Raw genomic sequence first — 13,975 nt, forward strand, 5'->3', positions numbered from 1 at the left:
CGCGGGCGCCCCGCAGTTCTCCTTACGCTTCTGCCGAACCGCGCACGCTTTCGGTCTTTTCGGACAAACCGACTATGCGTCTTGCCTTGAGCAAGACCGGCAAGTCCACCATCCGTCCATCCATGGACACTGCCCCGCCTTCAGCGCGCTCGTACGCCTCGACGATTCGCCGCGCCTTGGCAATTTCATCTGCGCTCGGGCTGAACGCGGCATTGACCGCTTCAACCTGGCGTGGATGAATGCACAGCTTGCCGCCGAAACCCAGCGATCTTGCCTTCGACGAGTCCTCCGCAAGTTGCCGTTCGTCATCGATCGCCACGGTTACGCCGTCCACCGGAGACTGAATTCCGGCTACACGCGAGGCCAGCACGATGCGCGAACGCGCGTGCAGCAACGCGTCCCATGAACCATCGCAATCGAGATCGAGTTCGAAGTCCACCGAGCCGAAAATGAGCCGCTCGACACCGGGCATGCGCGCCACTTCCAACGCGTTCCAGACGCCCCCGGCGGATTCGATGATCGGCCATATCGGCTTCTGCGTTGCCGTGGCGACAGCGGACAGCGCTGCCGAATTCTCCACCTTGGGCAGCACGATGCCATCGATACCGTCGAGCGCTGCAAGCGAGAGGTCATCCTCGAACCACTGAGTGCCTGCGCCGTTGATGCGCAGCAGCACGCGAACAGGCGCAGCCACAAATGTTCGCGCGGCATCGGCAACATGTGCGCGTGCTGACGCCTTATCCGCGTCAGCGACGGCGTCTTCGAGGTCCACGATCACTGCATCGGCGCCTGCCGCGAGCGCCTTGGCGAATCGCTCGGGTTTGCTCCCAGGCACAAAAAGAAACGAACGCATAAAACTCCAGTTCAGAGACCGGGCCGCGGAAGTTAAAACACGTTGGCGGACCGGATTCAACACATCAGGCGAGCTCGGCCGATGCTTCCATGCGCAACGACCCATCGCTACCCGAAATCCACAACATCACCTTGCCGGGGTCCGATTCGTCCCGCTTCCCGCAGACGTAGAAAGGTGACGTGTCCACCACCGGCTTGATCGCGCGGAACGAAAACGATCGTACGCGCGCGCCCGGCAGCTCCGATCTCAGCGAGTCCATAAGTAGCGTGGCGAGCAGAGGGCCGTGCACGACGAGCCCCTCATATCCCTCTTCGCCGGTCGCGTATGGCCGATCGTAGTGAATACGATGACCATTCAAGGTGAGCGCCGAATAGCGAAACAGCAACACGGGGTCGGGAACGACCTCGCGTGCCCACTGAGCGCTCGCGGGCGCGGCCTGTGGCGCAGCCGGCTTTTCACTCCCAGCCGGATGATCGCGATAAACGATATCCTGGCGTTCGACGATCGCGAGTCCGGCAACGTCGCTGACCTCGTGCTTGACGTTGACGAACACCAGGTCGCCGGTGCGTCCCTGCTTGTGCGCAACGCTTTCGATGCGCGAAAGACGCGTAATCGCGCTGCCCGCCTTCAGCGGCCGCAGAAACTCGAGTTGACTGCCCGCCCACATACGCCGCGGCAAGTCGACAGGCGGCAGGAAACCTCCACGCTTTGGATGACCGTCCGACCCGACCATCGACTGACGATGAACCGGCAGAAAATAAAGCCAGTGCCACAACGGCGGCAAGTCATCGCCCGCCGCTGCTGGCGGGTCGTCGCGGTCGAGCATGGCGCCGAGCGCCGCCATCGGCGTGAGAGTGACCTGGTCCCGCACTTCCTCGGTGCGTCCGGTCCATTGCTGCAAATACGTGATATCCATGACCATTGCGGTGATCACTCCAGATCGAGTGCTTCACGAATCGCAACAGCAATCGGGAGCAGTGGATCTTCTTCCGGCGTGGTCGGATTGAACAGCTTGTTGTGGCAGATTGCCACCGCGAGTCCCGTGTCCGGGTCCGCCCAGCCGATCGAATTGCCCTGCCCCGGATGACACAATGCGCGCGGCGAACGCGCCGCCGTCACCGGCGGATGATTGCCGCCGAACCAGAAGCCGCCGATCGTGATCGGAATCGGAAAGCCGAACATCACGGGGTCCGGCTCTTCGCTGTTGGCGCGAGGCGTATTCAGCGTGGCCACGCGTTCCTTCGAAAGGATCCTCACGCCGTCCAGCTCACCACCGCACGCAAGCATCGCCCAGAAACGCGCTTCACTACGCGCATTGAAGATCCCGCCCACGCCCGCCACCTCGGCGCGCCGTACGTCCGGGCGCTCGAACACATGCGGCGTCAGTGCGACCTGCTGCGGCATCGAGCGCAAGAACAGCGGCGGCAGGTATTCCGCGGGAACCGGCACCATTGCATCGGTAAGACGAGCAATGCGTGGCTCGACTTCATCAGGAATGCCAATCCAGAGATCGTGTATACCGAGCGGCTTCGCAATCTCCTCCTGAACGAAGCGGCCCAGCGAGCGCTTCTTCGGGTCGGCGCGTCGGACCAGTTCCCCAACGATCCAGCCGAAGGTCATCGAAAGATAAAGCGTCTTCGTGCCCGGCTCGGCGAGCGGCTCCAGGTTCGCGATGGCGCGCGTCATCCATTGCCAATCGCACATCAGTTCCGGCGTCACGCCGTCCGGCATCTGCGGCACGCAGGCGCGGTGAGTCAGCACATCGCGTACCGTCGTCTTGTCTTTCCCGTGCGCACCGTACTCCGGCCAATAGCGCGCGACCGGCGCGTCGTATTCGATGAGCCCGCGGTCCGCCAGAATGTGTAGCGCGGTTGCCGCGACTGCCTTCGTCACCGAATAGACGTTGAAGAGCGTATCGCCGTCAACGAGGCGGCCGGTGGCCGGATCGGCCACGCCGCTCCATGCGTCGATCACGAGTTTGCCATTGAGATAGGCCGCCACCTGCACGCCGATCTCGCCACCCTCCCGCGTCGCACGGTCGAGCGCCTTTTGAACGATCGCGTTTCGCTCGGTTAATGTATGCACTGCCAGGTCCATATCGTGTCTCCCATTCGTGAACATGTCGCTTTGACGGCTAGGTCTTGCCAGACTGCGCGGCAATACCGGCGAGCCCTTCGAGCGCGAGTCCGTAGCCCAGTTCGTCGGCCATGCGCCGCTTGAACGGCTGAGCAAAGACCGCGCGGGTATAGCGCAGGGTTTCGATCGGCTTCGCCGCGAGGCTGCGGGCGATCTCCCAGGCGCGATCGAGCAGCGCTTCCTGCGTCACGACTTCGCCGACCACGCCAAGCTCCCACGCGCGTTGCGCCGTCATGCGCTCGCCGGTGAGCAGAAAGTGGCGTGCGCGGTTATGGCCGACCAACATCGGCCAGACGATCTGCACACCATCCGCCGGCACGACGCCGTGAACGAAGTGCGCCTGATCCGAGATTTCAGCGTGACTGGACGCGAGCACGATATCGGACAGCACGAGCAACTCGGCGTGAATGAGCGCCGGGCCGTTGATCGCGCCGATAACGGGAACCGGAATGTCCAGCAGTTCCATGAGCAAGTCCTGCCCCTCGCGCTGAAGGCGCGGCCAGATTTGCGCAAGCGGTTCCGCCGGCAGCTCGGCGTAGTTCATGGCGTCACAGAACGCATCGCCGGTGCCCGTCAGGATCACTACGCGATTTTCGAGGTCGCGTGCAATCTGATAGAACGCCTCGCCCAGCTGACTGTGAATGCTGCCGTCGAGTGCGCCCCACTTGAGCGGGCCGCCGTTCGTGTGCAGGCGTACCTGTAGTACGCCATCGCGCCGCTCGAATTCGATGTTCGCAAAGCGCCTGCCGTAGTCCTCGAGGTGGCTCATCGCGCATCCTCGAGGATCAGGCCGGCGGCACGCCATGCCATCGCCATCATGGGGCCATTGGTGTTGCCGGAGATCATCGTGGGCGTCACGGAAAGATCCATCACGCGCAGGCCTTCAACGCCCCGCACCCGCAAGCGCGAATCGAGCACGGCAAGCGGACCGGAGCCCATCTTGCAGGTGCCGCAAGCGTGATAGCCGGACTGCCCCTCGCGCCGGTAGAGGTCGAGGATCTCGGCGTCGGTCTGAACAGCGGAACCTGGACGCGTTTCTCCTTCCAGCAGGCTGGCTAGCGGCTCGGCGGCCAGCACGTTGCGCATGAGCCGGAATGCGCTGACGGCCATCCGCTGGTCGTACGAATCGGCAAGGTAGTTCGCAACGACCTCGGGCGGCACATGGGGGTCCGCCGACTGAATTCTCACATGTCCTTCACTGCGCGGACGCAGTGGATAGCTGAAGAGCTGCATGCCAGGGAACCTCTCGAACGCATAGCCGGCCGCGCCGAAATCCATCGAGTACGGCGCCATCATCAGTTGAACGTCGGGGCGCTTCGCGTCGGGAGCAGTCTTGACGAAGCCGCCCACCTGATACGAGCCGAGCGACATCACGCCACGGCGGAACAGGAAATACTGCATCGCGTTGCGCCACAAGCGCAGGCCGCTGAACTGCCGGTTCTGCGAGTCGCGCCAATGCCGCAAACGCACCTGCACCATATACAGATAGTGCTCGCGCATGTTCAGCCCGACACCCGGGATCGCTGCCACGATCGGGATGCCAAGCGACTGCAGATGACCGGGATCGCCAATGCCCGACAACTGCAAAAGCCGCGGCGACTCGATCGCTCCGGCCGACAGAATCAGTTCGCGGCGTGCACGATAGACGATCTGCTGCCCCGCGCTTTCGCATTGCACGCCTGTTGCGCGCGTGCCGTCAAAAACGATTCGCACAGCCTGCGTCGCAGTAACGACCGTGAGATTCTTGCGCGAACGAACGGGCTTCAGAAACGCTTCGGCCGAGCTTTGGCGCCGCCCGTTGCGTATCGTGTAGATCAGATAAGCGACGCCCTCGTGATCGAGCCGGTTGATATCCTCCACGCGCCGAATGCCAAGCGACCGGCACGCCTCGAGAACAGCGTCGCCAATGCGGTTGCGCTGCGCATACGGCGAGACTTTCAGTGGGCCGCCCGATCCCCGCAGTTCGTCGGCGCCCAGCGCGTGATCTTCGATCTGCCTGAAGCACGGCGCCAGGTTTTGCCAGCTCCAGCCCTCCACGCCCAGTTCGCTCCATCCGTCGTAGTCCTCGGGATGTCCGCGCATGTACACCATGCCGTTGATGCTGCTCGAACCTCCGAGCATCTTGCCGCGCAGCCAGATTTCATTGCGGTGCCCGTTGCCGTCGTCGGGCTGCACGGGGATGAACCAGGCGTGAGCCGGATCGCCCAGCAGCTTTCCGAATCCCTTTGGCATCCGGATCAAGGGACTGCGGTCCTCGGGCCCTGCTTCAATGAGCAGCACCGTATGGCGCCCGCTTTGCGAAAGACGGTTGGCGAGCACGCAACCTGCGGCGCCCGCGCCAACCACGACATAGTCAAACTCCGTCATCAATGCGTTCTCCACCGTCGGTGCGCGCCGGGCAACTCAATATGCGAGCTGGCCAGCGGCACCTGTCTTGTCGGTCGGCCTCGTAAAAAGCCCATGAGGCCGGCTTTGTTCTGATTAGCCGAAGACGACGGGAATCGAATGCGGAACGCGCATCATGATGCCGTTGATCTGCGGTGCCTGCGCGGCCGGATCGAGACGAAGATTGGGCAGTCGGTCGAGGATCGCGTTGAGCGCGCGCGTCATCTCCACACGCGCGAGATGTTGACCAATGCACACGTGCGGTCCATACGCAAACGCGAAATGGCGGTGAGCCGGTTTGCGATAGATGTCGAACTTGTCCGGATCGGGGAAGCGGTTGGGATCGCGATTGGCGCTGCCCGCCAGCACGTCCAGAAATGCGCCCGCGGGAATCTCGACGCCACCGAGCGTGACGTCACGCGTCGCCATGCGCGACTGCATCAACACCGGACCGTCCCAGCGCAGGGCCTCTTCGATCGCCTGGGCGACCAGCGTACGATCCTGGCGCACCGCTTCGAGCTGTGCCGGATCGCGCAGCAGTGCGAGCAGCAGCACGCTGGTTGCGCGATAAGTGGTGTCGCCGCCCGCATTCACGAGTTGGCGCAGGAACGAAATGACGACCTCGTCCGGCAGCAATTCGCCATCGACTTCCGCGGTGGCGAGCGCGCTGACGAGATCGTCGCCTGGATTGCTGCGGCGCGCCTCGACGAGTTGCGCGAAATATGCGCCCAGCTTCGTCGATGCCTCCACGCCGTGCGCCACGTCAATCGAAACCAGCGTTTGCGCGATCGCCAGCTTGTGGAAGATCTTCACGTCCTCCGGCGGCAATGCGAGCTGGCGGTAGATGATATTGAACGGATAGTGAAGCGTGAACTCGTTGACGAGATCCGCATGCCCGCGATCCACGAACTTCGACATCAGTTCGTTTACCACAGGATCGACCAATGTGTCGCCCCATGCCGCCACCGTGTGCGGCAAGAACGCTTTCTGGAAAATGCGGCGGTAGCGCGGGTGCTCTGGCGCATCCATCGTCGAAATGCTGCGTCCGAAGCTGATGCCGATATTGCGCTCGTAAGACTTGTTCGAGAACGTCGCCGGATCACCCAGCACCTGCGATACCTCGTCGTATCCGAATACGCAGTAGTGCGCGACATCGGACATCGTCAGGTCCGCGGCACCGCCCATCAGCACACGATAGTCCCCTTCCTGAACCATGCCTTTTTCGCGCAGCTCGGCAATGCGCGGATACGGGTTGGCATCGGCTCCGTAAGCGAGCGAATCCTCGAAAAAGGGGTTGAACGTCGGATCGTCGAAGTCTTCAAGTCGCAGCGCGCCAGCCATGGTTCCAGTCTCCATTAGTCGTTCGATTGCAGGTGCACGGCCTTGCCGTTTGTACCTATATTTGAACTATGTTCGATTTTGCACGATTGTGCAAGAACGTTTTATTATTCGGTTGAAGGGCCTCCGGCGCTTGACCGGTTTGCGCCTGTAATGAAAGGGAAACTATGTCGTCGAGCAATACCCAGGCCGCAAACAGCCCGGCAGTCGATAACAGGGAGCCGCGCGCTTCGGCTCGCAGCACAACGCCCGAGCGCATTCTCGATACGGCCGAAAGGCTGTTCGCGATGCATGGTTACTTTGGTACATCGATTCGCGACATCATGCAGAGCTGCGGCATGGAGCTGAGCCTCGCGCGCTACCACTTCGGCAGCAAGGACGCCCTGTTCCAGCAGGCGATAGGCCGCCGCGCAACCGTGATCAGCCAGCAGGTGATCGGATCGCTGGAAGCGGCGCTCGCGCCGCAACATGGCGAGCGCCCCGATGTGGAAGCCATCGTGACCGCGCTTTCCGCGCCGGCCTTCGCGCATCTGAAAAGCGGCGACCCGGGGTGGCGAAACTACCTGCGCCTGCTGACCCAGATCGGCTGCCTGCTGGAGCGCCCCGACCTCACGGCGCCGTTCTACGACCAATACGCGCCGGCCGCGGCGCGCTACCGCGACGCCTTCGCGAAGGCACTGCCCGGCACGACGCGGGAAACCGTCGAACTCGTGCAGCATTTCGTCGAGTCCGTGTTTCACCTGGTGCTCAACGAGCTGTACGCGAAAGAAGCCCGATCCGGAACGCGCGCACTGACGTCACCACATATCGAGCGCATGCGCACCTATTTGATCCGCTTTGCGGTTGGCGGCATCGAGGCGATGGTCGACTCCGCGCGGGACCAACGGGGTGCGTGAGCGGGGTTGATGAGCATTGACAGCCGCGGCGACCGTCGTTCACAATTTAGAACAATATTCAAAATTACTGAGGCCGCAGCGAGCGCGGCCGTGCGAGACGGAGTTCGCCTTATGACAGCTGTAGACGCAGAAAACACCGCGCTGATCGTTGGAGCGGGTCACGCTGCGGGAGAATGCGCGACCGCGATCCGCGAACAGGGTTGGACGGGACGCATCGTGATGGTGGGAGAAGAACCGCATTTGCCGTACCAGCGGCCACCGCTTTCGAAAGCATTCCTGTCGGGCGAATCGACCGCCGAGCAGCTCTACCTGAAACCGCTTTCGACTTACGACAAGGCACGCGTCGAGTTCATTCCGAATACGCGCGCGGAGCGCATCGACCGTGAGGCGAAACGGGTCACACTCTCCGATGGCAGCGAGATCAGCTACGCGAAGCTCGTTCTGGCCACCGGCGGCCGCGCGCGGCGACTCGCGTTGCCGGGTATCGAAGCCATCGAGAAGCTGCAGAACTTTCACTACCTTCGCACGCTCGATCACGTCGCGCGCATTCGTAACCAGTTTCATGCGGGCTCGCGCCTCGTGATCATCGGCGGCGGATATGTCGGCCTCGAAGTGGCTGCCGTGGCCGTGAAGCGCGGCTTGCACGTCACCGTGCTCGAGGCATTGCCGCGTGTGCTCGCGCGCGTCACCGCGCCCGAGCTTTCCGCGTTCTACGAGAAAGTGCACCGCGAGGCCGGGGTCGACATCCGCACGAAAGCGATCGTGAGCGGATTCGAACTCGACGCGTCCCGCGACGCCGTCGCCGCAATCTGCTGCGCGGACGGCACGCGTGTCGCGGCGGATCTCGTCATCGTCGGCGTGGGACTGGAGCCCGCCACCGAACTCGCGCAGGCCGCGGGTCTCGCCGTCGACAACGGCATTGTGGTGGACGAGCATACGCGCACCTCCGATCCGAATATTTTCGCGGTCGGCGATTGCACCAATCATCCCAATCCCGCGCTCGGCCGGCGGCTGCGCCTGGAGTCGGTGCCGAACGCACTCGAGCAGGCCCGCACCGCCGCGGCGTCGCTGTGCGGCAAGGAGCGCGTCTATAACAGCGTGCCGTGGTTCTGGTCCGATCAGTACGATCTGAAGCTCAAGATGGTCGGGCTGTCCCAGGACTACGACGAACTCGTCTTGCGCGGCAGTCCCGAGAGCCGCTCGTTTTCGGCGTTTTATCTCAAGGACGGCGTGATGCTCGCAGCCGACACGGTGAGCCGCGCGCCCGATTTCATGCTGGCAAAGCGGTTCGTTGCCGAGAAAACTCCGGTTCGTGCGGCCGATCTCGCCGACGAGTCGATCCCGTTGAAAAATCTGCTTCCCCAGTCCAACTAAATTTTCCGAGGTCCAGAAGCCATGCCGCTCATTCGATTCATCCAGCCGGACGGCAGCGAAGCCAGTGTAAGCGCCAACGTTGGCGACTCGGTCATGCAAACTGCCGTGAACAACCAGGTCCCGGGCATTCTCGGAGATTGTGGCGGCAGTTGCAGTTGCGCGACCTGTCACGCCTACGTCGATGAAGCCTGGCGCGGCCACATGCCAGCGGCCGAGTCCTACGAAGTCGACATGCTCACCTGCGCGATGGACGTGCGCGAAAACAGCCGTCTGACGTGCCAGATCTTCATGACACCGGAACTGGACGGCCTGGTGGTGCGTCTGCCCGGCTCGGCGGCTTGAGCGTCATGACCACGACTGCCCCCCCACGCACGACGCTAATCACCGGCGCGGCTTCCGGCATGGGCGCGGCCCTCGCCCGGCATTTGTCCGCACTCGGCGAACGGGTGATTGGCGTCGATCTGAACAACGCCGAAGTGTGTTCGGACCTCTCCGACCCGGCGGAACGTGCAGCGCTCGTCGCGCGCGTGCAGGAGATTGCGCCATCGATCGACGCGGTGGTCGCGTGCGCCGGCGCATCTCCCCCCGTGGCCGGCGATACGCTCGTGTCGGTCAACTACTTCGGCGTTGCGGACCTGCTGCCGCGCCTGTTGCCGCTCCTGCAGCGTGGAAAGCAGCCCCGCGTTGTGGTGATCTCTTCACTGGCCTCGCTTCATCCCGTCGATACGCGGCTCGTCGAGTTATGCCTCCACGGCGACGAAACCGCCGCGCGGGAACAGGCCGCGAAAATCGGCGCGCAATGCTATGCGTCGTCCAAACGCGCGCTGACTCAATGGATACGGCGCACGGCCGTGCTGCCTGGCTGGGCCGACCAAGGGGTGCTGCTGAACGGCATCGCGCCGGGCATTGTGAAAACGCCGATGGTCGCGCCGCTGCTGGAAACCGCCGAGGGCCGCGAGGCGCTTGCAGCGGGTGTACCCACCGCCGTGCGGGACTATGCGAGCGCGGAGCAGATCGTTCCGCTCCTTGCGTTCCTCGCCGGTCCGGCCAACGCCTACATGGTGGGCCAGGTACCCTTCGCGGACGGTGGCGCGGACGTGCTCCTGCGCGGGGAAGCGGCGCTTTGATGCACTCGCCCACGCGCTAGCGCCAAAAGCGCAACCGCGCTTACGGCGCCTTCGTCAATGCGTCGATGGCGTGTTGTTCGCTCCTGCTCCAGAACGCCGCCCACGTCGGAAAGCCCTGAGGAAGACGCGGCTGGTACCGGTCACCCTCATATTTGCCGGGCCAGTTCTGGAAGCGCGGCGCGCCGGGACGTGCGAGCCAGTCCGTCGAATACCAGTGCTGCTCTTCGCGCCGCTCGAAATACCACTGCCCGTCGCGCCGCACATAGTGATCGAAGTAACAGATCGCCATCACCACCCACGAGCCGTTGTCCTCGTGCTCCGCGCGGCAATATACGCTACCCGTCGCATGGTCGGCGTCGATGAAATCCACTGCGTGGCCGCAAATCTGGTGGATACTGCGATAAAACCCGCGCAGGATATGTTCGGACCCGTAGAACGTTTTCAGCGCAGCGCGCCCCACGCCCCAGCGGCCGCAATCGACGTCCTCGGCGAACAGTTGCACGAGGCTGTCCAGATCGCGCGAATCGACCGCGAGCGCGTATCGCACCGGCAACTGCTGAATGGCGAGCTGCGCCTCGATGCGTTCGACACGCGCAAGAAGGCTGAGGTCCGTCGTCATGCCGCCCCCTTGGCCGCGATGGCCGCGTTGGCCGAGCGTGCGCGGATTTCATCGGCATAGTACGGCTGGTGCGAAAGCAGTCCACCGTCAACGTTGATTACCTGGCCCGTGACGAACGCGGCTTCGTCCGAAGCGAGATACACGACCGCGTGCGCAATGTCTTCGGGCTGCCCAAGGCGAGGCGTGAGATGGTGGCTCAGCATCATTTCCCCGAGTTCGCCCACGTAGTAAGCCTCAGTCACCGGCGTGACGATCAGCCCGGGAGCAATCGCGTTGCACCGTATGCCCTCCTTGCCGTGCTGCGCGGCTAGGTAGCGCGTCAAATTCTCGATGCCTGCCTTGCAGACGCCATAGGCGCTGTACCCGAGCGCACCTGCCTGAGCCGAGCCCGAAGAGGTATTGATGATCGAACCGCCGCCGCGCGAGCGCATGAGCGGCAGCGCGCGCCGCGAAGCCAGCATCGTGCCGCGAAGATTGATGCGCATCGTGTCGTCCCACACCGCGACGTCGACCGCCTCGACCGCCGCATCGACCGTACTGGAGAGCGACGTGGCCGCGGCGTTGTTGTGCAGGATATCGAGGCCGCCCCACGTCTCGAGCGTGAGATCGAACAACGCCGCGATCGAGCTTTCGTCGCCGATATCGACACGCGCCGCAATCGCCTGGCCGCCCGACTCCTTGATACGGCGAACCTGCTCCTGCGCGCCTTCGAGATTCAGATCCGCCACCACCAGCAACGCGCCTTCCTGCGCGAGCCTCGCGGCACAGGCGGCGCCGATACCCGATGCCGCCCCGGTCACAATCGCAATCTTGTCTTTCACGCGTTGCACGATCTGCTCCTCCGGGCTCACACCGTTACCGGTGTGCGGTTGCTTGCCGCAACGCGGTCGAGATGAAAGTCGATATCGCCGAACATCTTTTCCATCATCGCCATCTTGCGGAAGTAATGGCCGATCGGATATTCCTCGGTCAGTCCCATGCCGCCGTGCAACTGGATACCCTGCGCGCAAACGAAGCGATTGGCACGCGCGGCAACGGCCTTGGCCGCCGAGATGGCCCGGCTGCGTTCGGCCGCGGGACGGTCCAGGTGCGCGATCCCGCAGTACAACATCGAGCGCGCTTCCTGCGTGGCGACGAACATCTCCGCCATGCGGTGCTGCAATGCCTGGAACTTGCCGAGGGGCTGGCCGAACTGCGATCGCCCCTTGATGTACTCCGAAGTGATGGCCATCACCGCCTCCATCATGCCGAGGCTCTCGGCCACGCTCGCCAGGGCGGCGAGTTCCGTTGCCTGCGTGAGCACCTCCAGCGCGCGCTCCGGTCCGACGATCAGCGCATCGTCGCCGACCTCGACGTCGTGCAAGTCGAGATCCGCCGCACGGGAGCCGTCGAGCAGGCGATACGACCGGCACGTGACGCCCGCAGCACGACGGTCGACAAGAAACACGGCCACGCCTTGCGATGCGGTTTCCACTCGCGCGGTCACGAGCAGTTGGTCTGCCGACTCACCGGCCACCACCAGCGTCTTCGCACCGCTGATCAGGTAACCCGAGGAGGTTTTACGAGCATGGGTTCGCCCATGGCAACCCACCTTGTAGCGGCTGCCCGCTTCACTATCCGCGAGCGAAAGCAGCAGCTTGCCTTCGATGACGGCGGGCAGCAGCGTTTCGCGCTGTGACTGCGCGTCGCCCCGCTCGATGATCGTGGCGCACAGCAGTGCCGTTTGCACGACCGGCTCGAGCGCCATGCCGCGGCCGAGCGCCTCCATCAGGATCGCCATTTCGACAAACGAACAACCCAGGCCGCCAACATCTTCCGGCATGGTCAGCCCAAGCCAGCCAAGCTCCGCGTATGCGCGCCAATGCTCGCGGCTGAAGCCCTCCTGCTGCGCCGCGATGTGCGTGCGCGCCTCGAATCCGTACTCCTGATGGACGTAGCGCTCGGCGCCATCCTTCAGCATCAATTGTTCTTCGGAGAAGTTGAAGTCCATGGCTACAGTCCGAATGCGAGTTTCGCAATGATGTTCTTCTGCACTTCGCGCGCACCGCCGTAAATGGTGGATGCGCGCGCGATGAGATAGCCCGACGTGCGGCCGCCCACGTAATCTGGCCAGTTTTCGTCGACCGCGGGATCGGCGTGCGCGACGCTGTGGTCGTCGAAGCGCATCACGCGAGGACCCAGCGCGTCCATCTGGAGTTGCGTCACGCGCTGCTGCATTTCCGACCCGCTGATCTTCAGCGCGGACACCACGGCGTCGAGGTTGCGCTCGCTCTTCTCTTCGGCGAGGATGCGTAGCACCGACCACTCGAGCGCCATGAGATCCGTTTCGATCTCCGCAACCTTGCGCGCGAACCCGGGCGTATCGATCAGCCGCACGCCGTCGACCATCTCCTGAGCGGCGATGTCCTTCGCGCGTTGCAACTCACGTTTGTTGAAGTACAGGAACGCGCTCGTCGTGCGCTCCTTCTCCAGCAGGTACTTCGCATAGGTCCAACCCATGCCCGCCTCACCCACGAGATGCGCCTTCGGCACACGGACGTTCTCGAGGAACACCTCGTTCAGTCCCCTGCCGCCTTCGATCGACACGATCGGACGCACGGTAATGCCCGGCGTGTCCATCTTGACGAGCAGGAACGAGATGCCACGCTGCGGCTTGACCGTCGTATCGGTCTTGACGAGAAAGAATCCCCAGTCGGCAATCGTGGCGTCGCTCGTCCAGATCTTCTGGCCGTTGATGACGTACTCGTCGCCATCGAGTACCGCCGTGGTTCTCAGTCCGGCGAGGTCGGAGCCCGCGTTCGGTTCCGAGAATCCCTGGCACCAAAATTCGTCGCCACGCAGGAGCGGCTTCAGGAAGCGCTCCTTTTGCCAGGCCGAGCCGAACGCGATGATGACGGGCGCGACCATATGCGTGGACTGCCAGCTGTAGTCCATGGCATCGGCGTTGTACAGCTCTTCCATGAAGATATGCTTGCGAAACCCGCTCCAGTCGGTGCCGCCATGCTCGACCGGCAAATGGGGCGCGCCCCAGCCACGCTCGTACAGAATGCCCTGCCACTTGCGAATGTCGTCGCGCGCAGGCGGATGCACGCCAACGCGCCACCGGCGTGAAATATCGGCGGGTGCATGCTCCTTGAAGAACTGCATCACTTCCTGGCGAAACGCTTCGTCTTCCTTGCTATAAGCGAAATTCATGTTTCCCGACTCCTGAATCCTTTACGCACCCGTATATCAGACCGGCCGGGCT

At 63.4% G+C, this 13,975-nt stretch carries 14 protein-coding genes; 4 read left to right on the forward strand and 10 right to left on the reverse strand.

The window, feature by feature from the left end; genetic code table 11:
• Positions 1-22: 22 nt before the first annotated feature.
• The 6 genes from AB3X98_RS15445 to AB3X98_RS15470 all read right to left on the reverse strand — a co-directional run bounded on the left by AB3X98_RS15445 (position 23) and on the right by AB3X98_RS15470 (position 6,715).
• Positions 23-853 carry a CoA ester lyase gene (locus tag AB3X98_RS15445; RefSeq protein ID WP_368602302.1) on the reverse strand — a complete coding sequence of 277 codons (831 nt, stop codon included), beginning with the start codon at positions 851-853 and terminating at the stop codon, positions 23-25.
• A gap of 64 nt (positions 854-917) precedes the next feature.
• A complete protein-coding gene (locus tag AB3X98_RS15450) occupies positions 918-1,775 on the reverse strand; it encodes a MaoC family dehydratase N-terminal domain-containing protein (protein ID WP_368602301.1) in 858 nt (285 codons plus the stop codon).
• Between the two features lie 8 nt (positions 1,776-1,783).
• Positions 1,784-2,938 carry a serine hydrolase domain-containing protein gene (locus AB3X98_RS15455; RefSeq protein ID WP_368602300.1) on the reverse strand — a complete coding sequence of 385 codons (1,155 nt, stop codon included), beginning with the start codon at positions 2,936-2,938 and terminating at the stop codon, positions 1,784-1,786.
• 49 nt (positions 2,939-2,987) lie between these two features.
• Complete coding sequence (locus tag AB3X98_RS15460; RefSeq protein WP_368602299.1) at positions 2,988-3,758, reverse strand: enoyl-CoA hydratase/isomerase family protein; 771 nt, start codon at positions 3,756-3,758, stop codon at positions 2,988-2,990.
• The gene (locus AB3X98_RS15465) at positions 3,755-5,356 is read right to left on the reverse strand and encodes a GMC family oxidoreductase (protein WP_368602298.1); all 1,602 of its coding nucleotides are present in this window, start codon (positions 5,354-5,356) and stop codon (positions 3,755-3,757) included. Before AB3X98_RS15465 ends, AB3X98_RS15460 begins: the two co-directional genes overlap by 4 nt.
• 114 nt (positions 5,357-5,470) lie before the next feature.
• Positions 5,471-6,715: a cytochrome P450 gene (locus AB3X98_RS15470; RefSeq protein WP_368602346.1), complete on the reverse strand. Its 1,245-nt coding sequence runs from the start codon at positions 6,713-6,715 to the stop codon at positions 5,471-5,473.
• A 164-nt stretch (positions 6,716-6,879) separates the two neighbouring features.
• Here AB3X98_RS15470 and AB3X98_RS15475 point away from each other — a divergent pair, with 164 nt between their 5' ends.
• From AB3X98_RS15475 to AB3X98_RS15490, 4 genes are all read left to right on the forward strand, one after another.
• Positions 6,880-7,608, forward strand: a complete 729-nt coding sequence (locus AB3X98_RS15475; RefSeq protein ID WP_368602297.1) for a TetR/AcrR family transcriptional regulator — start codon at positions 6,880-6,882, stop codon at positions 7,606-7,608.
• Between the two features lie 111 nt (positions 7,609-7,719).
• Complete coding sequence (locus AB3X98_RS15480; RefSeq protein ID WP_368602296.1) at positions 7,720-8,982, forward strand: NAD(P)/FAD-dependent oxidoreductase; 1,263 nt, start codon at positions 7,720-7,722, stop codon at positions 8,980-8,982.
• A gap of 21 nt (positions 8,983-9,003) precedes the next feature.
• Complete coding sequence (locus AB3X98_RS15485) at positions 9,004-9,324, forward strand: 2Fe-2S iron-sulfur cluster-binding protein (RefSeq protein ID WP_069268796.1); 321 nt, start codon at positions 9,004-9,006, stop codon at positions 9,322-9,324.
• A 5-nt stretch (positions 9,325-9,329) separates the two neighbouring features.
• On the forward strand, positions 9,330-10,109 hold the full coding sequence (locus tag AB3X98_RS15490; protein WP_368602295.1) for an SDR family NAD(P)-dependent oxidoreductase: 780 nt from the start codon (positions 9,330-9,332) through the stop codon (positions 10,107-10,109).
• A 40-nt stretch (positions 10,110-10,149) separates the two neighbouring features.
• On the opposite strand, the gene AB3X98_RS15495 is transcribed toward AB3X98_RS15490, so the two are convergent.
• Genes AB3X98_RS15495 through AB3X98_RS15510 form a run of 4 tightly spaced genes read right to left on the reverse strand, consistent with a single transcriptional unit; the run spans position 10,150 to position 13,923 of the window.
• The gene (locus tag AB3X98_RS15495) at positions 10,150-10,728 is read right to left on the reverse strand and encodes a nuclear transport factor 2 family protein (RefSeq protein WP_069268798.1); all 579 of its coding nucleotides are present in this window, start codon (positions 10,726-10,728) and stop codon (positions 10,150-10,152) included.
• Complete coding sequence (locus AB3X98_RS15500; RefSeq protein ID WP_368602294.1) at positions 10,725-11,558, reverse strand: SDR family oxidoreductase; 834 nt, start codon at positions 11,556-11,558, stop codon at positions 10,725-10,727. Before AB3X98_RS15500 ends, AB3X98_RS15495 begins: the two co-directional genes overlap by 4 nt.
• A 17-nt stretch (positions 11,559-11,575) precedes the next feature.
• A complete protein-coding gene (locus tag AB3X98_RS15505) occupies positions 11,576-12,718 on the reverse strand; it encodes an acyl-CoA dehydrogenase family protein (RefSeq protein WP_368602293.1) in 1,143 nt (380 codons plus the stop codon).
• 2 nt (positions 12,719-12,720) lie between these two features.
• The gene (locus AB3X98_RS15510; protein WP_069268800.1) at positions 12,721-13,923 is read right to left on the reverse strand and encodes an acyl-CoA dehydrogenase family protein; all 1,203 of its coding nucleotides are present in this window, start codon (positions 13,921-13,923) and stop codon (positions 12,721-12,723) included.
• Positions 13,924-13,975 lie beyond the last annotated feature (52 nt).

The sequence above is a fragment of the Paraburkholderia sp. BR14312 genome (assembly GCF_040948675.1).
In the GTDB taxonomy this organism is placed as follows: Bacteria; Pseudomonadota; Gammaproteobacteria; order Burkholderiales; family Burkholderiaceae; genus Paraburkholderia; species Paraburkholderia nodosa_A.

Coding starts and splice junctions, on each gene's coding strand:
- AB3X98_RS15445 (WP_368602302.1), bottom strand. CDS start 853: ATGCGTTCGTTTCTTTTTGTGCCTGGGAGCAAACCCGAGCGATTCGCC.
- AB3X98_RS15450 (WP_368602301.1), bottom strand. CDS start 1,775: ATGGTCATGGATATCACGTATTTGCAGCAATGGACCGGACGCACCGAG.
- AB3X98_RS15460 (WP_368602299.1), bottom strand. CDS start 3,758: ATGAGCCACCTCGAGGACTACGGCAGGCGCTTTGCGAACATCGAATTC.
- AB3X98_RS15465 (WP_368602298.1), bottom strand. CDS start 5,356: ATGACGGAGTTTGACTATGTCGTGGTTGGCGCGGGCGCCGCAGGTTGC.
- AB3X98_RS15470 (WP_368602346.1), bottom strand. CDS start 6,715: ATGGCTGGCGCGCTGCGACTTGAAGACTTCGACGATCCGACGTTCAAC.
- AB3X98_RS15475 (WP_368602297.1), top strand. CDS start 6,880: ATGTCGTCGAGCAATACCCAGGCCGCAAACAGCCCGGCAGTCGATAAC.
- AB3X98_RS15480 (WP_368602296.1), top strand. CDS start 7,720: ATGACAGCTGTAGACGCAGAAAACACCGCGCTGATCGTTGGAGCGGGT.
- AB3X98_RS15485 (WP_069268796.1), top strand. CDS start 9,004: ATGCCGCTCATTCGATTCATCCAGCCGGACGGCAGCGAAGCCAGTGTA.
- AB3X98_RS15490 (WP_368602295.1), top strand. CDS start 9,330: ATGACCACGACTGCCCCCCCACGCACGACGCTAATCACCGGCGCGGCT.
- AB3X98_RS15495 (WP_069268798.1), bottom strand. CDS start 10,728: ATGACGACGGACCTCAGCCTTCTTGCGCGTGTCGAACGCATCGAGGCG.
- AB3X98_RS15505 (WP_368602293.1), bottom strand. CDS start 12,718: ATGGACTTCAACTTCTCCGAAGAACAATTGATGCTGAAGGATGGCGCC.
- AB3X98_RS15510 (WP_069268800.1), bottom strand. CDS start 13,923: ATGAATTTCGCTTATAGCAAGGAAGACGAAGCGTTTCGCCAGGAAGTG.